Below are 19760 nucleotides of genomic sequence, written 5' to 3'. Positions count from 1 at the left end.
ACAATGAAAATAGCAATAATGCAGCCTTATCTGTTTCCTTATATTGGTTATTTTCAACTCATTAATGCTGTCGATACTTTTGTGTTTTATGACGATGTAAACTTTATTAAAAAAGGATTCATTAATAGAAATAATCTACTAATCAACAATGAAAAACAACGGTTTACTATTCCATGTAAAGCGGTAAGCCAAAATAAAAAAATAAACGAAATAGAAATTGATAGGTCATCAAATGCATTGAAGAAACTTGAAGAGTCTATAGTTGTTAATTACAAAAAGGCACCGTTTTTTGATGCTGTAATGCCAGTATTAAACGATTTTTTTAAAGAAGCACTGGCCTATGCGTCTATAGCACAAATGGCAATGCATAGTGTACAATTAGTTGCTGGATATTTAGAATTATCAACCCAGTTTGAAATTAGTTCAAAACGTTATGCAGATACAGCACACTTAAAAAAGGCAGATCGCTTAATTGCAATGTCTTCTGATGCACAAGCAAAAACATATATCAATGCTATTGGAGGACAAGAGTTGTATACAAAAGCCCAATTTAATGCGCAGTCTTTAGAATTGCTTTTTTTACAAAGTAATGCCATTAACTATTCACAATTTAACACCAAGTTTGTACCTTGGTTGTCTATTGTAGATGTCATGATGTTTAACGATAAAGAAACCATACTTAAGTTCTTAAATTCGTATACGTTGGTATGAAAAACTATAAAGCCATAATAGAACATTATGAAGCCTGTTTAGCAGAACACGGAGATACACATTTGGGTGTCGATTGGCCAAATATTGAAGATGCCCTTAAGCGTTATAAAGTGATGTTAGAACTTCTTGACCTTAAAGAGAATGAAAACAATTTTTCACTATTAGATTTTGGTTGCGGAGCATCGCATTTATTTCAATTCATTAAAGAGCAAACTACACTAAATGTTGAATATAATGGCTTAGATATCTCTAAAGCATTTGTAGATTTATCTAAAGAGAAATTTCCGGAAAACACTTATTATTGCTTAGATATTTTAGAAGAGAATAATGCGCTTCCCAATTTCGATTATGTTATTTGTAATGGCATTTTTACAGAAAAGCGAGAATTATCTTTTGATGAGATGTGGGCCTACACGAAGAATATGTTAACAGCGATTTTTAATAAAACTGAAAAAGGAATGGCATTCAACGTCATGTCTAAAGCCGTAGACTGGGAGCGTTGGGATCTGTTTCATTTGCCTACAGATCTTTTAATAGATTTTATGACAAAAGAATTATCACGTAATTTTATAATAAGAAATGATTATGGATTGTATGAATATACAGTCTACATATATAAGTAAATATGAATAAAGTTGTAATTTTTGGTTTAAAGGATTTTGCAGAACTCGCACATTATTATTTGACTAATGATAGCGATTACGACGTTGTTGCTTTTACAGTGCATCAAGAATTTTTACCAGAAGAAAAAACATTTAAAGGCGTACCAATTGTTGCCTTTGAAACTGTTGAAGAACTTTATCCTGTTAGCGCATTTCTTTTTTTCGTTCCTATGGATCCAAAAAAGATGAACACCTTACGAGAGGCTGTATATTTGGAAGTGAAGCATAAAGGCTATCAATTTATTAGCTATATAAGCTCAAAAGCGACAGTACTTACAGATTCTATAGGGGAAAATTGCTTTATTTTAGAAGATAATACCATTCAGCCATTTGTTACAATTGGTAATTGTGTCGTGATGTGGAGTGGTAATCATATAGGGCATCATAGCGTTATAAAAGACTATGTTAATTTTACGTCTCATGTTGTGCTCTCAGGCCATTGTAAGATAGAACGTTATTCGTTTTTTGGAGTAAATGCAACCATAAGAGATAGTATTACCATTGCAGAAGGTACTTTTGTTGGTATGTCTGCAACCATAATTAAAGATACCGAAGCTTGGGGTGTTTATATAGGGAACCCTGCAAAGCGTCTAGAAAATAAACATAGTAAAGACGTTGAATTATGAGTTGGGAGAAAAAAGGATTGATATTTACTGTTGATGGCAACCACGAATGGAATAAAACGCATGCACAATGTCCAGTTGTAGATGTTGTAGATGACAAGGTATGGCGAATTTATTACGCAACTAGAAATGCCAAGAGCCAAAGCCAAATAAGCTATATTGAAGTTGAAGCAGGAAACCCAGAAAACATTTTATATAAGCATTCAGAGTATTTGTTCGATTTTGGAAAGCTTGGAACCTTTGATGAATCTGGATTAATGCCATCGTCTATTGTAACAGATGGTACTACCAAGTACTTATATTATATTGGTTGGAATGTTAAAAAACATGTGCCTTATCATAATTCAATAGGATTAGCAAAAAGTACAGATAATGGTAAAACATTTACACGAATGTTTGAAGGTTCAATTATGCCTTCAACTTATTTAGAACCCTATTTTACAGGTACATCTTATGTTATTAAAGAAGAGGGGGTATGGAGAATGTGGTATTTGTCTTGTACGAAATGGGAAATTATAAACGAAATTCCAGAACCTTTTTATCACCTTAAATATGCCGAATCAAAAAATGGAATTGATTGGGAAAGACAAGGAACAGTCGCTATCGATTTCAAAACACTAACAGAAGGCGGTATTGCAAGCGCATCCGTTTTAAAAGAAGATAATATTTATAAAATGTGGTATGCTTACCGCGATATTGAAGGCTACAGAGATCGTGTTTCTAAATCGTTCAGAATTGGATATGCTGAATCTCATGATGGGATTTCATGGCAACGTTTAGATGATAAAATTGGAATTGATTTATCTAAAGAGGGCTGGGATAATTTTATGATGTCTTACCCAAATGTAATCCACTATAAAAACAAAAAATATATGTTTTATAATGGCAACGGTTTTGGACAATCAGGATTTGGTTATGCTATTCAAAATTAAATGATTGATATTATGAATTACCTAGTAGAAACAACATATGATGCTCTTAAATACGATCCAAAAAGAATGGAAGCGTTGTTAGACCAGAACAAAATTGTTGTTTTGAGAGCTTATAACTTACCTGAAGATAGCTTATCCTTTTTTAATGGGTTTTCGGATGGTATTGGCTTTATTTATAATATAGATGAAGATATTGTTACTGGTAAGCCAACAGGAAAGCGTTGGATCGACATCACATACGATCCTGCAAGACAAGATCGTTACCGTTCTGCTGCGTATGCACAACCTTTGCATACAGACTTTTCATATATTAATATAAGAGATAATGTACAATTTTTTTATTGTGTAAGTCAGGCAGAATTAGGTGGTAGTACTGTGTTTATCGACACGTTACGATTAGTAGAGTTATTAGATTTGGCAAATGCAGGCGCGCTTAAGGAAAAACTAATGAACTTAGATGTAATTTTTAGTAAAGGTGGTCGAGAGCGTATCTCAAAAATCTTAATAAAGGATGGGGATGATTATAGAGTGAACTGGAATTACTATTGTGTAAGTAAAGACAATAGCCAAGAGGTGTTAGATCTACAAGAGGAATTTCATGAATTTTTAGAACGACGCGTTGTAAAATCTGGACTTTTAACAGAGGTATTATTGAATAAAAATGATGTTGTGTTTTTTCATGACGAATTAGTGCTTCATGGTCGGAACTCTTATTTTGCTTCACATAAAGGACAACGATCACTTAACAAAGGCACTTTAATTTTAGAGTCTAGGCGTGAAAAAAATATTGGATTGATTAATTTTAAATAAGTATATGTCTTCTATTACTGTTGCAATTTGGATGGTTACTTATAACCACGAAGATTATATAGAACAAGCAATACGTTCTGTAATGCAGCAACAAACCACTTTTAATCTTAAGCTCTTTATTGGCGAAGATTGCTCTACAGATAAGACGAAATCCATCTGTGAACAACTTCAAGCAGAATTTCCAGATAAAATTGAATTAATTTTAAATCAGGAAAACTTAGGATCTACGCAAAATGCAAGGAATACCTATGCAAGATGCTTCCAATACCAACCAAATTACATTGCGCTGCTTGAAGGAGATGATTATTGGGCGGATACTTTAAAACTACAACAACAAGTCGATTTTCTTGAAGCAAACAAAGCGTATACTTTTAGTATGACTCGATTTTTAGCACTTAGACCAGATAAGAGTCTAAAAGATGAAAACGATCGTTTTTTTAAAGACGATCTAGATGTTATTTACAATTTTGAAATGTTTACCAAAGGCTGGTATGGTGGTACACTAACATTAATGTTTAGAACCGCAGCAATAGACGTTGAAATATTTAATAGGTATAACTATTTTAGAGATGTTCACTTGTATACTGAGCTCTTAAAAAAAGGCCTTGGTATTTGTCAGAATTTTATTAGTGCAGTTTATAGAGTACATGATAAAGGCCAACATAATTCACTTTCAAAATTACAACAAGCAAAAACAGCAGTAAATTGCTATCAAGAATTATATATGCAGAATCTTAAAGTTGATGCTTTAAAGATTAAGTACACCTATTTTGCTCAAAATTATATAGAAGAACTCATTAAGAATCGTTCTTATTTAAAAGTAGTGCTAAAAACATTTACTTTTGGATTTAAGCTAAAAGACTCAACGTTTGTTACCAAAATGCTAAAGAAAATAATGAAGTCAAATATCATAGTTTTAAAACTTAAATCATTTTTTAGAAAGAAGAAAAAGATTAAAGAGTTTGAAGGGTCTGAATATTATTGGGAAAAACGATACCAATCAGATAAAAATTCGGGATCTGGAAGCTACGGACGATTAGCAGATTTTAAAGCTGAGGTTCTTAATCAATTTGTAGAAGAAAATAATATTAAAACCGTTATTGAGCTCGGTTGTGGAGATGGTAATCAATTAAGTTTGGCAAACTATCCATATTATATTGGATTTGATGTCTCAGAGAAAGCGCTCGAAATATGTAAAGCGAAGTTTAGAGATGATGATACAAAGACATTTTATAATTCATTTGATGATAAGCATAAGGGCTTAAAAGCAGACCTTACAATGTCACTAGATGTTATTTATCACTTAATTGAAGATACGGTCTTCGAAAGCTATATGCAGCAATTATTTATGGCATCTACTAATTATGTTATTGTCTTCTCAAGCAACTACAATAAAAGATCTGCTGCTCATGTTCGCTCTCGAAAATTTACAGATTGGATAGATAAAAATAAGTCTGAAGAATGGAAATTAGTCGATGTTATTAAAAATAAGTATCCATTTCAAGAAAGTGACCCCAATAATACGTCTATGGCAGATTTTTATATTTATAAAATAATATGATAATTACTGCTTAAAGAGATTTAAATATAATCCTTAAAGTATTCTAATAGTTTGTTATTACTATCATTTTCTTTATTTATTTCCCAAAGAGGATCAATATCATGAATATCGTTTATTAGCTTAATACCGATATTTTTTATAATAATACGTTCGACATTGTTTTTTGCTAAGTTTCCGGTAATCCAGATATCGTCGACCATAAAATTACTTTTTATAATATCATCATTAAAAATAGCTTCATCGAAGAATTTTACGCGATATACAGCCCCCCAAGTCCCGGTAATTATGTCAACATTCAATGGTTTTCTAGAAGGTGAACCAAAAAACAAATCACTATCAGAATAGTTTAATTTATCCTTCAATACTCGACCTCTAAAACCAATGGCTTTTTCAGGATGTTTTTTAGCGGACTTCACCAACGTTTTTAAAAATTTTGGAGGATAATACACATCATCATCGACAGTTACAACTAAGCATTCTTTATTGTTCCATTCTTGTTTTAATGAATAATATAGTTTTGTAAAGGGGCCTACATCATGACAAATTTTAATAGTAATTGGGGAGTCTTTTATAAAATCTGGAATAACAATTTGTTGTTTAATTCTTTTATAGGTTTTTGGTAACCATAGTATAATACTATCAGGCTTTAAGGTTTGATTACAGATAGAATCTATCATTGGTTGTATCTTGCCAATTCTAGAAGGGATTGTTGTAAAGCTAATAATTACTTTCATTTACTTTAACCTTAGGGTCCTTTTCAATTTATTAATAACTCGCTTAGACAGAGATGATTTTGGAAGCTCACAATACTTTTGTTGTACCCAAATAATGTCACGTGCAACATTTTCTTTAGAAATACGCTTAAAAAAAGCAGTAGTTCCAATATCAGTAATTAAACTCCATCTCGTGTGTTCTTTTAATAAAAAATCTCTTAGAATTTTACCAGTAGGAATATGAGTATCGTCGACTGCAAGGGTGCCTCCGACCTTTAACTTGTCTGCTGTATAATACCAATCTATAAAAGGAGCTGGAAACGCATGATCCCCATCTATTAATATAAAATCTAAATCATTGCACTCTAAATTTGGAACAACATCTTGAGATGTTTCGGCAATCATTTTAACATGATCATTATTTACACCTTCACTATTACACCATTCTCTAATTAATTTATGTTCTTGAGGAAAAGGGGATATAACAATATGTTTTTTTGATAATAAGGTCAATAAAACGGTAGAATACCCACAACCAGTTTCTAATGTGTTACTACCAGTAGGAATATTATTTGCCATCCATTTTAGCACCTCTGGTTTTATAGCATAGCTTTGCGATCCAGCTTCTTCACGACCATGAAATTTTGGGTGTTCGGTATATAATAAGTTTAAAATTTTATTAGGAGTTATCGTTCTCTTTGTCATAATAACCAAATTTACTAGTTATTTAATTTTATCTATTACAAAAAAAAGATAATTATTTTGATAAACACAATATCTCGGCATTAATTAACTCTTGCTTATTAGCACTTTTAAGTAAGCCGTTTTTGAGTAATCGATTAAAACTCTTCGAGAGTTTTGAAGCCCCTTTATAATTTAAATGTTGCAAATCGCTAAAATCAGAATTAGCTAACGGAAAGTTTTTAAAATCTATAAAAGGAACTTGATAGAATTTTAATTGTTTAATTTTTAAATAATCTTCTTCATAACTATTACCGCTGAATTTTTTATGATAAGGGCTGCGAATTAAATATATTACAATTTTTTTCTGCGACATAATTGAATCATTTCTTCTAAATACCCAAGGTCGTTAATAGATATTTGTTTGGGGTTAAGTGCAATTTGTTTTATAGGGTTATAAGATAAAGTGTCTAATATGGTTTTAACCTTTTGACGTTTTAAAGCTAGAAACCCTCCAAGGGAATCTATATAGTTATAATTACTTGATACTATTCTATTAAAATTATAAGAAAGGCTTTTAAGAATGTTCTGTTGATAACCTAAAGCATTTTTATAGGCTAATAATTTATGATCATTAATTTCTAAAAAAGGAAAGTATTGAGGAAGGTTGTGATTAAGAAATCGATTTCTCCATATTTTTTGGTCTTCACGTATTAATATATTAGCGTTTGAAAACTCAATAAAAACAGTTTCAATTTGTGAGTTTTGATTTAAAACTTGCTTTAGCTTTATATAGTTATAAAAATACGATTCAGCAGATCGCGATAGGTTTTTAAAATTAGAAATTAATGAATCATTATATGCGCATTCTGGCTTTGAATTACCTATGACTATGTGTTTAATATTTCTATCGAGTTTTAAATTTACATGTTTATTAATGCAATAATTGCTTACACATATGAGTAGTAATAGGCAGCTATAAAAATAAGCAATAAATAAGATGCTTTTTTTTAAGAATTTATTCATACTTTATTTATTTTGCAATAAATCATGAACTAATTTCATTGAAAATAATTCAGCACCTGAGCTATTTAAGTGCATTGTGCTATTAAAATAATTTATATCACGACTAATTTCACCACTAGAATAATCTAAAAAAGGGATGTTGTATTTAATGGATAAATCAGTATATATTTTAATAGCATCTTTTCTATTTATAATAAAACGTTGTTCATCAAAATATTCAGGTGTGTAAACCAAACTTACTTGTATACCTTCTTCTTTACAATCTGTTAAAAACGAATTGAGTAAATCTACTGTTTCACCATCAATTTTTACATTATAGTTTTCTCTAATAGATAAATTCTCAGTATTACCTTGCTTTTTTCTATCATACAGAGCACGATATCCTCTTGTTTTATAAGGTTTAATTTTTTTAGCATCTTTAAACGCATAAGTTATTGTACGTTCTTTAGCAGTAGAATTCCCGAAATACCTTAAAGCAGGAACATAATAATCAAGGTATCTAAAGCCGATGTAGCTATTTGTATAGTCTTTAATTGTTCTATTCCATAACATATAGGGTAAAAACTGATTGTATTGATACAAATCGGGTCGTTTTTCTAAGCTAAACCAGTCGGCACCAATAATTATATGTTGAGGGGGTTTATTGTGCTTTAAATATTCGATATATTTTAAATACTGTAACCAAAAACCATGTCCATTAACACCAAAATTGTAAACTTTAAGATTTAAAGAATCTTTTAAAATATCTGGATCTATGTGATGTGTTGCTCTAGAAGATCCAAAAATTAAAACATCAGAACTAGCTTTGCCGTTATAGATGTCGTTCCAAGCTGTATAGTTTCCAGGGTATTTATTAGATTTAGCTAAAGATTTCGATATAAATACATCAAAAGGATATAAAGTAATAGCAATAGGTATAATAAATAGAATGATATTTAGGAGAAATTTTTTCACTTTTAAAATTGAAAATAAATAAATTCTTGCTCACTACGGCTAAACCAAAATATGGCAAAGATAATGGTATAATAAAATAAATAACGTATCGGCTTTTTCCATTGCAAACCAATTTTTTCAATAGCATATTGACTTTCTCTTCCAATCCATTCAATAATTAAAAATATAATAACTAAGATTGAAACATCACTCGGTCTAACTTCAGGTATAGTAAACAAAGACATAGAAAAAATCTTAGAGATATAAGCCCAGGCATGACCAATATTTTCTGCACGGAAAAATATCCAAGCAAAGCACGTCAATATAAAAGTTGATAGCATTGCTGCAAATTCTTTTAAAGAAGGAAAATAACTCCCCTTTGCGACATGATCTAAATGATTTCTATTCTTCTTTGAAAGTAATAAGGGTAAAAAATAAAGGGCATTCAAAGCACCCCAAATAATAAACGTCCAATTGGCACCATGCCAAAAACCACTGACCATAAAAATGATAAAGATGTTTCTGATAGTTTTAGTGAAACTAGCGCGACTTCCACCTATAGGAATGTATAAATAATCCCTAAACCAAGTGGATAGTGATATATGCCAACGTCTCCAGAATTCTGCAATATCTCTTGAGAAATATGGAGTAGCAAAATTTTGTTTTAAATTAAACCCGAAAAGCCTTGAAGTTCCTATAGCTATATCTGAGTAACCAGAAAAATCACCATAAATTTGAAAAGCAAATAAAATAGCACCAACGGCAAGCGTACTCCCAGAAAGGTTGTCAGAATCATTAAATATTTGATTGGCATAGACCGCACAATTATCGGCAATTACGATCTTTTTAAAAAGCCCCCAAAGTATTTGGCGAAGACCATTAACAGCTTTGTTATATTCAAAAACTCTCTTTTTATAAAACTGTGGAAGTAAATTTGTTGCTCTTTCTATAGGGCCAGCAACTAACTGAGGAAAAAAACTTACAAAAGCTGAAAACGCAATGAGATCTTCAGTTGGTTTTAATTTTTTTCGATATACATCAATAGTATAGCTTAAAGTTTGAAAGGTGTAAAAACTAATACCAACAGGCAGAATAATATTTAATGAATTTGCGGATACGTCCATTCCAAAAAATGAAAAGGCACCAATAAAATTATCTATAAAAAAGTTGTAATATTTAAAAAAGGCAAGAAATCCAAGATTAACAAATATACTTGTCCAGAGTAACAGTTTTCTTTTCTTTTCATTGCTTTGTTTTGAAAGAGAAATTCCAACCCAATAATCAATAATTGTACTAAAAAGGATTAAGCTTAAAAACCTCCAATCCCACCATCCATAAAACACATAACTAGATATAACAATGAGTAGGTTTTGTAGCTTGAGATTTTTTTTTGTAACAAACCAATAGAGGATGAACACTATAGGTAGGAAAATAGCAAAGTCAAGAGAATTAAAAAGCATTTGTTTAGTTGCCTAGATATTTGGTTGATTATGCTAATCTAAGGAAAAAAAATAAATCAACATTTATTGTTTTATTATAATACTTGTTTAATAAAATTCTAAATTTACAATTCATGTTTGAGTTTTAAATTCAGATAATAAAAAACGAAAAAAAATTTATGACAACAAAGTTCATAGTTTTAACTAAAGATTGGGTAAGACATGGGCTGTACTCTGGTTATGAGCGACTTATGAACCACATGTCTTTCCCTATAATTTATGCAAAAAAACTAAATTTGCCCTACAGATTCGTTAGTTGTTTTGCAAAAAGAACTCAATTAATCAACTATAAGAGTACTACTGTTATAAAAGAGTTGCTTATTCTGATTCAAATTTTTAAAAAGAAAAAAATACACATTTTGTATGGTGATATGGATTACTATTATCTGCATTACCTAAAACAATTTCCATTCAATTTAAGAGATAATAAGTTAATTGCTACATTTCATCATCCACCTTCCGAATTAGAAAAACGATTGCAATATAATCGCTCAAAAGTACTTAGTGCATTAGATAAAATAATTGTTATGGGACCAAATCAGATCTCATTTTTAGAGCAATATACTGATGCAGATTTTAAATTTATTCCTCATGGAATAAACACAGACTATTTTAAGTATAACGTTGATAAAGAACGATTAAATCAAATATTATTAATTGGTGTTTCTCATCGCGATCACAAAAGGAACATAGAGATTATAGAAGGTGTTAATAGGGTGATAGATACACATTTTATTATAGTGATAACTGAAGATTTCTCAGAACTCTACAGAAACATAAAAAATGTAACTATAGTTACGAACAATATTTCTGATGCACAACTATTGAAGTATTATCAAGAGTCAAAAGGCTTATTATTATCTCTCAAAGATTGTACAGCATCTAACTCTATATTAGAAGCATTATCTTGTGGCTGTCCTTTAATTGTTAACGATGTAGGTGCTGTCACTGATTATATACCCAGAGAAAGTGGAATACCAGTTTTTGATAATTTAGATATAGAGGTAACAATAGATTATGTTGTTAAACTCTTATCTAATAAAGATTACCTTAGAAACATAAGTGAATTACAACGAAACTTGGCAGAAAAATATGATTGGAAACATATTGCTAAAACCACAGAAGAGTTTATCTTGTCATAATTATTTAAGCTAGTTTATGTGTGGTTTTTTAGGGGAAATATCTACAAGTATATTAAGTGAAAATAATTTTATAGAATTATTAAACTTAAGTGTCCATCGTGGCCCTGATCAACAAAAATCTTATAGAGATTCTGTTTGTCAATTGGGTTTTAATAGACTAGCAATTTTAGACGTTACAGAAAATGGAATGCAACCTCTAATAAGCCCTTCAGATAAATTTGTTATTGTATTTAATGGCGAAATTTATAATTACAAAGAATTACAGCACAAATATAAAATTTCTGATAGTGATTTAAAGTCAACTTCTGATAGTGAAATTATAAGGCATCTTATTGAAAAGATACCACTCAATGTTTTCGCTAAAGAACTTAATGGCATGTTTGCTATTGCTATTTGGGATACTGAGAATATGCAATTAAGTTTAATTCGTGATTTTTCAGGTATAAAACCATTGTATTATGGTTTAAGTGATTCAGGAATAGTATTTGCATCTCAATTCGATCAAATATTTAAACATCCTTCTTTTAAGCAAAAGGAATTGCGACCAGAAATTATGAAAGAATTTTTTGGTTTAGGCTATATGTCTGCGCCTAATACAGTCTTTCAAAATATTTTTCAGGTTGAACCTGGTCAATATGTCATTTGGGATTTTAATGAAAAGATAGTAAAAGAAAAACGCCTGTATTACAATTGGCAAGTACAAGCAAAACATTTAGATTCTGCAAAGGAAACAAGAGAAATGTTTTCTTTAAGTATGAATAAGATTATAAAAAACCAATTGCAATCTGATGTTCCAATTGCAACATTTCTAAGCTCAGGTTATGATAGTTCTTTGGTGACTGCTTTTTCCAAAAAGCAGAAAAGTGATATTAAGTCATTCACGTTTGGATTGAATGATTCTGAGCTCGATGAATCTGAAGATGCTAAAGTGTATGCCGAACATATGAAGGTTTCTCATGTGGTATCTAAGGTTCATAGAAAAGAATTACTTAATAGCGTAGATATTCATTTCAAGAATATGTCTGAGCCCTTTGGAGATTATAGTTCCGTTCCATCATTTTTAATCACCAAAGAGGCTAAAAAACACGCTACAGTAATGTTATCTGGAGATGGGGGAGACGAACTATTTTGGGGTTATCCTAGATTTAGAAAATCTTTAAATCAAGCACATTATTTTAAGTATCCTTTGTGGCTAAGAAAGTTAATTGTTCCGTTTTTAAGAAAGAAGGATAAGAGTTTATCTGCCGCATTAACTGTAACTAAACGATTTTCAGATTGGATATTAGAAAAACAAATCCATTTTACTAGGCTTGATGCACTTATGGTAAATGTTGATTTCTCTTCAGAATTATACCATATTTATCAATATGATAATGCTTTTTCTAAATCTAATGTACTTCAATATCTAAAAAGGAATGAATTTTTTGGACACATGCAACGTACGCTTAGAAAGGTTGATTTAACCAGTATGGCAAATAGCTTAGAGGTAAGAGTGCCTTTTTTAGATAAACACATGATTGGTTTTAGTAATTCTATAATTTCAGAGTTTACAATAAACCATGACCGACCAAAATTAATTTTAAAAGACACCTTATATCAATTTATACCCATTGAAAAAGTAGAAAAACAAAAAAAAGGATTTTCAATTCCAATAAAACAATGGCTAGAGACCGATTTAAAAGAAAACTTTATAAAAACGGTTATTGACTCCTCTTTTTATGGGGGAGAACATATTGATGAAAAGGTTTTACATAGCTTATTACAAGACTTTTATTCCAATACAAAAAAAATTGACCCTTGGGGGCTTTGGCATTTATACGCTTGGCAAAAATGGGCCATTAATAATGATTTAGTTTAATAGTAGATGAGCTTAAGTATTATAACACCACATTTTAATAATTCTGAGGGCATTAAAAACCTTTATGATATATTGTGTAATCAAACGGTTAATACTTGGGAATGGATTATAGTAGATGACAAATCAGATAAAAATCATGTAAATACTATCGAAACTTTTTTTAAAGAATTTGAAGACACTAGAGTTGTGTTTTTTCGAGATTCTAAAAAAACCAATGCTTCGGTATGTAGAAATAAAGGATTAACTCGAAGCAGACATGATAGGGTTGTGTTTTTAGATTCTGATGATGGTATTTCTAAAGATTTTGTTGAAAATCGCTCTGTTAAAACATTGAGTTTTATAGTGTATAAAAATATGATGGTTGTAGATCATAAAGGCAATTCTATACCGACAACACCGCCAAAATCAAATTATTTAAATCACTTTTTTAATGCAAATTTTATTTGGCAAACTACAGCTATAGTTTGGAATAAAAGATTTTTAATAGAATTAGGTGCTTTTAATCCTAAACTAGAACGACTGCAGGATGTAGAGCTTTCTATTCGTGCATTATTTAACACTGATGATTATGTAGTATTAGATAATTCGATTGATTTTTATTACAATGTTCAGTCGATAAGAGAACGAAAAAAGTTTGTACAGCCTGTTTGTGAGTCTGTAGATTACTTAGTTATAAATGTTTTAGATAATTACCAATTATCACGAGATCAAAAAAACTACGTTAAAGCTTTTTATTATATGTGTGTAAAGTATCTAGAACGATCTGGAGATATAAGTAATACAAAATACGTAAAGTCAACATTGAAAATATTTTATGATAAAAACTATTTTAGTTTTTTAGATTACATTAAAGGGTTATCTCTGTTAAAGTTATACAAAAGTGGGTTATTAACAGATGCATTTTTTTTAAGATGTAATCGTTTTTATTTTAAAACTAAAGTTTTATAAAATGACTAAAAAAACTAGAGTTTTATATACAATCCCAAATTTTGATACTGCTGGAAGCGGAAAAGTACTTTACGATCTAGCTAAAGGTTTAGATAAAACTAAGTTTGAAGTCATTATTGCTTGTACTCACAACAAAGGTGCTTTCTTTAAGGAAGTTGAAGATTTAGGTTTACCAATGCATATTATAGATGCTACAGTGCCTTTACGACCTTATTTTAGTTTAATATCTCGTGTAAAACCTTTTAAGTTGTTTTTAAAAGAGCAGTCTATAGATATTGTGCATTCTTGGCATTGGAGTAGCGATTGGAGTGAAGTATTGGCATCGAGGTTTGCAAACGCTAAGTTTGTGTTTACAAAAAAAGCAATGAGTTGGGGAAATATGCATTGGAAACTGCGAAGTTTTTTAAGTCATTTTATTATTACAGTAAATACCGAAATGAAGATGTTCTTTCCTTATAAAAAGCAGCAACAACTTATTCCGTTTGGTTTAGATACAGCATATTACAATTCAGATTTATTTTTAAAAGACGATGACTGTTCAGTGTTTAAGATTATAACTGTTGCTAATCTTGTTGCCGTAAAGGGTATCGAAACCCTGGTTAGAGCGATTAAAAACACTCAGAAATCTGATATCTTTTTAAAAGTGATTGGCGATGATAAAAATGAGTATGCTAATTATTTAAAAAACCTAGTGAAGGGCTTAGGTTTAGAGAATCAAATTTCTTTCTTAGGAAAAGAAAATGATGTGCGTTCTTTTTTAGCACAAGCAGATTTATATATAATACCGAGTAAAAAGGAAGGTATGCCAATGGCTTTGATAGAAGCGATGGCGATGCAAGTGCCAGTTTTAGGTTCTAACATTCCAGGGATACATTATATTTTAAAAGATTTTGAAAACTTATTATTTGAAGTTGAAAATGATGATATGCTGAGTGAAAAAATTCTAATGATGTACCACAAGTCTTCAGAAGAGAGAACCACAATAGGAAAAGAACTTCGTAATTACAGTGAAGTACATTTTTCTTTAAATTCTTTTATCAGCGCTCACGAAACCTTATATTCAAACCTTGCAAGAAATAGATAACATATCAAAATTTAAAACAGGAATAATTCCAATTGAGCCAACATTTGTAGGTTATAAACAGACACTTGATAAACGCGCAATTTGTATTTTTATGGCTACAGGTTTTTTCTTGGATCAAGACACCTATTATAAGGAACAGAAGGTGTTAAAGCCAGGGTGTAAGTATGAGATTAATACGACTACTCAAAAAATTTTATCTGAGGAGGCTTATTTTAAGTGGCATTATTCACCAGTTGATAGACCGTTTAAACAAATCGTAGATGAGTTTGCTGAACTATTTGAAACGATCATTAAAGAACAAATTTCGGATAACAAGGTTATTTTACCACTATCTGGTGGCTTAGACAGCAGAACTCAAGCTGTAGCTTTAAAGTATCTTAATATTCCTGTAAATTCATATAGTTATAAGTTTCAAAATGGCCACGATGAAACGTATTACGGAAAACAAATAGCCAAAATTTGCGACTTCCCCTTTCAAGCGATGACTGTGCCTAAAGGTTATTTATGGAATTCCGTAGATGAACTAGCAAACATTACAAGTTGCTACTCAGAGTTTACGCACTCACGTCAAATGGCTTTTATAAATCAGTATGAAGCATTAGGAGATGTTTTTAGTCTTGGTCATTGGGGAGACGTATTGTTTGATGATATGAATGTTGAAGATGATTTATCTTTTGAGAGCCAAGTATCGTTTTTGGCAAATAAAATTGTAAAGAAAGGAGGCTTAGAGTTAGCAGAGTCTTTATGGCAAGATTGGGAACTTAAAGGCTCATTTAAAGATTACCTTAGAAAAAGAGTTTCAGGTTTATTAGCAGCCATTAATATACCTCAGAGTGCAAATGCACAAATACGAGCATTTAAAAGTTTGTATTGGGCACCACGCTGGACGAGTATTAATTTATCAATATTTCAGAGCAAAAAACCAATAACTTTACCTTATTACGATAACAGAATGTGCGAATTTATTTGTACTGTACCAGAAAAGTATTTAGCAGGCAGACAAATTCAGATTGCATATATCAAAAAACGCAGACCTACATTAGCAAAATTAACTTGGCAAGCACAACGCCCTTTTAATTTATACTCATATACATACAATCGTTCACCATGGAATTTACCATACCGTATTTATAACAAATTGAGGCATATAACTTCTAATGAAAAATATATACAACGCAATTGGGAACTACAATTTTTAGGTAGCGAAAATGAAAAACAACTAGAGAATAGGCTCTTTAATAATCCAATGTTTACGACTATGATTTCTGCAGAAGTGACACAAAAATATTACGATTTATTTAAGAATAAAGACCAAGTTTTTTATTCGCATTCAGTGAGTATGTTACTCACATTATCTTTATTTTCAACACAAGAATTAAAAACCACTAATAACTGATTTTGAAGAAAGGAATAACAGTAGCTGTATATTCAGGGGTTAGTAAAAGCACTACGTTTATTGAGCGTTTAATTAAGGGCTTAGTAAAAAAAAATGTAAATGTGTTAGTTTTTGGTGTTGCTAATGGCAAATGTTTTCAGTCAAAATCAATTAAATATCATTGTTATGGCAGTAAGTTAAATAAACTTATAAGGCTCTGTAAGTACACTTTATTGTTATCGTTATTTAAACCTAAAGACAAAATTAGGCTAGATGAAATTATTAAATCAAATACTATTGAACCTAAACGTGTGTTGCGCTTAAAATATTACCCTGTTTTATATTACAAACCTGACATTTTTCATTTACAGTGGGCAAAAAGTATCAAGGACTGGATGTGGGTTCAAGAATTTGGAATGAAACTAGTGGTTAGTCTAAGAGGTACACATATTACCATTAGCCCTAAAGCAAATCCGTTTTATAAAGATTTGTATTTAGAATTGTTTCCGAAAGTTACTGCGTTTCATGCAGTTTCTGAATCTATTTCAAAAGAAGCTGAAAAATATAACGCAGATCCTGATAAAATCAACGTTGTGAAAAGTGGTTTACTGCTTGAGAGTTTTCAATTTCAATCTAAAAAACAGATATATAAACCGTTGAAAATTATTTCTGTAGGGAGGTCACATTTTTCTAAAGGCTATAGTTTTGCTTTAGATGCAATGGCAATATTGAAAGAAAAGAAAACTGCATTTCATTATACAATTATTGGAGTAGAAGAAGATGAAAAGCTAATACATCAACGGTCACAATTACAATTAAAAAAAGAGGTTACCTTAAAAGAATCGGTATCTTTTTCTAAAGTAAAAGAAGAACTTAAAGATGCGGATGTTTTGTTATTATCTAGTATAGAAGAAGGTATTGCTAATGTTGTATTAGAAGCTATGGCTTTAGGAATTTTGGTAGTTAGTAGCAATTGTGGAGGAATGAATGAAGTTATTACAAATGAAGAAAATGGATTTTTAGTACCACCTAGAGATATAAATGCAATGGCAAATTGTATTATGGAAGTAAAAAACCTCTCGGAAAGCGATTATAACACTATTATAAAAAAGGCACGGTTAAAAATTGAACAGAATCATTCACATGAAAAAATGGTTTCTGGTATGTTGAATCTATACAAAACAGTATTAAATAATTAGTAAAAAAGAAGTTATAATTTTATGTTAAGCATATTAATAACACACTATAATAGACCAGAGGCATTAAAAAAATGTATTAATACTTTACGTGATTTTAATTTTAATATTAATTATGAAATTGTAGTTAGTGATGATGGAAGTAATATTGAAAATATAGAAAAACTTAAAGACTTTCAAATAGATACATTAGTTACCACAAAAGTAAATCAAGGGTTAGCAGCAAATATAAATAAAGGATTAAAAGCTTGCATTGGGGCCAACATATTATATGTACAAGAAGATTTTTTAATTGACTCAAAATTTAATGAAGTATTTTTAGAAGGTTTAGTATTATTAGAAAAGGGGATCTTAGATATGGTAAGATATAGAGCAAATTATGTGTTTAGTAAATTAATAAAGTGTTCGGATAATATTTTCAGAATTCCAAAGTTTTCATTCTCAAATTTTAATATAAATACATTTCAATATAGTGATCATCCATTTTTAACCACTAAAACTTTTTATGAAACCTATGGATATTATTTAGAAAATACTAGTGTAGGTTATGGAGAAACAGAGTTTGCTATTAGAATAATGAAAAGTACTGCAAAAATTGGAATAACTAAAATTAATTATTTTCATGCAATCGATGTTGAATCAACTCTAGGACAAGGTCTCTATATTAATAAATCTAAAATTAGAAAGAAAATAAAACGTTTTTCTCGAGCTTTAAGACAACATTTTGAGTGGGTTTTATATAATCCAAATAAACGAAAGTTGTACACTTACAAAAACAGAAGACTTTTAGATAATGCAACTAAGGGTAATTTGTAATACAAATTTACAATGAGAATAGGGCTTATACTTTCGGCGTCGCCGGGTTATTCAGAAACTTTTCTTAAGTCTAAAATTTTAGGCTTAAAAGAAAAAGGACATTCTGTGCTTTTGTTTTGTCAAAAAAGCAATCCAGATTTTTCGTTATGTGAAGTGCGAAAGCTACCATCTGTTTCTATTCGAAAAGGGGCACTACTTTTTAAGCTTATAATAGCTTATTTAAGTTTAATTCCGCATGTTAATTGTGTTATTAAATATTATAAACTAGAACGAAAAGAGGGTGTGTCTGTTTTTCAAATAATGAAGAAAGTATACTTAAACGCAGCATTTTTTAAAGAGAAGTTAGATTGGTTACATTTTGGGTTTGGAACCTTATCTATAGGAAGAGAAAACCTAGCAAAAGCTATTGATGCTAAATTGGCTGTGAGTTTTAGAGGTTTCGACATTGGTATTTACCCATTAAAACATCCAAATTGTTATGCTAAACTTTGGAATAAAGTAGATAAAATTCATGTCATTTCTAATGATATAAAGACACTTCTCTATAGTAATAACTTTAAAGATCAAGCTCCAGTAGTAAAAATTACACCAGCAATAGATGTCGATTTTTTTACGACAACTCAAAATAAAGAAAATGATTCAATTCAATTTATAACGGTCGCCAGATTACACTGGAAAAAGGGGTTGGATTATACGCTAGAAGCATTAGCTTTATTAAAAAAACAGGGAGTTACATTTCATTACACGATAATTGGAAATGGCCCTCAAGAAGAATATTTTAAGTTTTTAGCGCATCAATTAAACTTAAGTTCGAGCGTGACGTTTAAAGGTCAGTTAGGGCACGATAAGATTAAAGAAGCATTGAGCGAAGCAGATATCTATTTGCAATATAGCGTGCAAGAAGGTTTTTGTAATGCTGTTTTAGAAGCCCAAGCAATGGGTTTACTTTGTGTTGTTAGTGATGCTGAAGGATTATCGGAAAATGTGTTGCACAATGAAACAGGTTGGGTTGTACCTTTACGAAAACCAGAGCTACTAGTAGAAAAAATTAGAAGTGTAATTAGTTTACCTCAAACCGAAAAAGACGGCATCATTCAAAGAGCAAAAGATCGCGTAAAACATGAATTTAATGTGAATAAGCAACAGCAAAAATTTTATGAATTTTATGAGAATAATCGTTAATTAACATA

The 19760-nt window shown here is 30.4% G+C and carries 20 protein-coding genes; 14 read left to right on the top strand and 6 right to left on the bottom strand.

The window, feature by feature from the left end:
- The first annotated feature begins 3 nt into the window (after positions 1–3).
- The 6 genes from K8Z87_RS09910 to K8Z87_RS09885 are packed head-to-tail and all read left to right on the top strand — an operon-like array spanning position 4 to position 5299.
- Positions 4–711, top strand: a complete 708-nt coding sequence (locus tag K8Z87_RS09910; RefSeq protein ID WP_227477397.1) for a WbqC family protein — start codon at positions 4–6, stop codon at positions 709–711.
- Positions 708–1334 carry a class I SAM-dependent methyltransferase gene (locus K8Z87_RS09905; RefSeq protein ID WP_227477395.1) on the top strand — a complete coding sequence of 209 codons (627 nt, stop codon included), beginning with the start codon at positions 708–710 and terminating at the stop codon, positions 1332–1334. The genes K8Z87_RS09910 and K8Z87_RS09905 overlap by 4 nt, the downstream gene beginning before the upstream one ends.
- Positions 1335–1336: 2 nt before the next feature.
- Complete coding sequence (locus K8Z87_RS09900) at positions 1337–1999, top strand: acetyltransferase (protein WP_227477394.1); 663 nt, start codon at positions 1337–1339, stop codon at positions 1997–1999.
- Entirely contained in the window at positions 1996–2928 is a 933-nt protein-coding gene (locus tag K8Z87_RS09895; RefSeq protein WP_227477392.1) for a glycoside hydrolase family protein, read from the top strand. The genes K8Z87_RS09900 and K8Z87_RS09895 overlap by 4 nt, the downstream gene beginning before the upstream one ends.
- A 12-nt stretch (positions 2929–2940) precedes the next feature.
- Positions 2941–3738, top strand: a complete 798-nt coding sequence (locus tag K8Z87_RS09890; RefSeq protein ID WP_227477391.1) for a TauD/TfdA family dioxygenase — start codon at positions 2941–2943, stop codon at positions 3736–3738.
- A gap of 4 nt (positions 3739–3742) precedes the next feature.
- The gene (locus K8Z87_RS09885) at positions 3743–5299 is read left to right on the top strand and encodes a glycosyltransferase (RefSeq protein WP_227477390.1); all 1557 of its coding nucleotides are present in this window, start codon (positions 3743–3745) and stop codon (positions 5297–5299) included.
- A 20-nt stretch (positions 5300–5319) separates the two neighbouring features.
- On the opposite strand, the gene K8Z87_RS09880 is transcribed toward K8Z87_RS09885, so the two are convergent.
- The 6 genes from K8Z87_RS09880 to K8Z87_RS09855 are packed head-to-tail and all read right to left on the bottom strand — an operon-like array spanning position 5320 to position 10112.
- Positions 5320–6033: a hypothetical protein gene (locus K8Z87_RS09880; protein WP_227477389.1), complete on the bottom strand. Its 714-nt coding sequence runs from the start codon at positions 6031–6033 to the stop codon at positions 5320–5322.
- A complete protein-coding gene (locus K8Z87_RS09875) occupies positions 6034–6717 on the bottom strand; it encodes a class I SAM-dependent methyltransferase (protein ID WP_227477388.1) in 684 nt (227 codons plus the stop codon). It lies immediately after the preceding gene.
- A gap of 52 nt (positions 6718–6769) precedes the next feature.
- Positions 6770–7069 (bottom strand): hypothetical protein, encoded by a 300-nt coding sequence (locus K8Z87_RS09870; RefSeq protein ID WP_227477387.1) that lies wholly within the window; start codon positions 7067–7069, stop codon positions 6770–6772.
- Positions 7048–7719 (bottom strand): hypothetical protein, encoded by a 672-nt coding sequence (locus tag K8Z87_RS09865; protein WP_227477385.1) that lies wholly within the window; start codon positions 7717–7719, stop codon positions 7048–7050. Before K8Z87_RS09865 ends, K8Z87_RS09870 begins: the two co-directional genes overlap by 22 nt.
- 3 nt (positions 7720–7722) lie before the next feature.
- Complete coding sequence (locus K8Z87_RS09860) at positions 7723–8673, bottom strand: hypothetical protein (RefSeq protein WP_227477383.1); 951 nt, start codon at positions 8671–8673, stop codon at positions 7723–7725.
- A gap of 2 nt (positions 8674–8675) precedes the next feature.
- Entirely contained in the window at positions 8676–10112 is a 1437-nt protein-coding gene (locus K8Z87_RS09855; RefSeq protein ID WP_227477382.1) for an MBOAT family O-acyltransferase, read from the bottom strand.
- Positions 10113–10270: 158 nt separating this feature from the next.
- Here K8Z87_RS09855 and K8Z87_RS09850 point away from each other — a divergent pair, with 158 nt between their 5' ends.
- Genes K8Z87_RS09850 through K8Z87_RS09815 form a run of 8 tightly spaced genes read left to right on the top strand, consistent with a single transcriptional unit; the run spans position 10271 to position 19752 of the window.
- Entirely contained in the window at positions 10271–11293 is a 1023-nt protein-coding gene (locus K8Z87_RS09850; protein ID WP_227477380.1) for a glycosyltransferase family 4 protein, read from the top strand.
- 16 nt (positions 11294–11309) lie between these two features.
- Positions 11310–13151 carry an asparagine synthase (glutamine-hydrolyzing) gene (gene asnB, locus K8Z87_RS09845; protein WP_227477378.1) on the top strand — a complete coding sequence of 614 codons (1842 nt, stop codon included), beginning with the start codon at positions 11310–11312 and terminating at the stop codon, positions 13149–13151.
- A gap of 6 nt (positions 13152–13157) precedes the next feature.
- Positions 13158–14099 carry a glycosyltransferase family 2 protein gene (locus K8Z87_RS09840; RefSeq protein WP_227477376.1) on the top strand — a complete coding sequence of 314 codons (942 nt, stop codon included), beginning with the start codon at positions 13158–13160 and terminating at the stop codon, positions 14097–14099.
- A gap of 1 nt (position 14100) precedes the next feature.
- Positions 14101–15183: a glycosyltransferase gene (locus tag K8Z87_RS09835; protein WP_227477375.1), complete on the top strand. Its 1083-nt coding sequence runs from the start codon at positions 14101–14103 to the stop codon at positions 15181–15183.
- Positions 15167–16579, top strand: coding sequence for an asparagine synthase-related protein (locus K8Z87_RS09830; RefSeq protein ID WP_227477374.1), 1413 nt, complete (start codon positions 15167–15169; stop codon positions 16577–16579). The genes K8Z87_RS09835 and K8Z87_RS09830 overlap by 17 nt, the downstream gene beginning before the upstream one ends.
- A gap of 2 nt (positions 16580–16581) precedes the next feature.
- Positions 16582–17757 (top strand): glycosyltransferase family 4 protein, encoded by a 1176-nt coding sequence (locus K8Z87_RS09825; RefSeq protein WP_227477372.1) that lies wholly within the window; start codon positions 16582–16584, stop codon positions 17755–17757.
- Positions 17758–17778: 21 nt separating this feature from the next.
- On the top strand, positions 17779–18570 hold the full coding sequence (locus tag K8Z87_RS09820) for a glycosyltransferase family 2 protein (protein WP_227477371.1): 792 nt from the start codon (positions 17779–17781) through the stop codon (positions 18568–18570).
- A gap of 12 nt (positions 18571–18582) precedes the next feature.
- The gene (locus K8Z87_RS09815; protein WP_227477369.1) at positions 18583–19752 is read left to right on the top strand and encodes a glycosyltransferase family 4 protein; all 1170 of its coding nucleotides are present in this window, start codon (positions 18583–18585) and stop codon (positions 19750–19752) included.
- Positions 19753–19760: the final 8 nt, after the last annotated feature.

This window comes from Winogradskyella immobilis, assembly GCF_021887715.1.
GTDB classification, from domain to species: domain Bacteria; phylum Bacteroidota; class Bacteroidia; order Flavobacteriales; family Flavobacteriaceae; genus Winogradskyella; species Winogradskyella immobilis.
The sequence above is the reverse complement of the archived record's forward strand: the minus strand, read 5'-3'. Positions and strand labels throughout refer to the sequence as shown.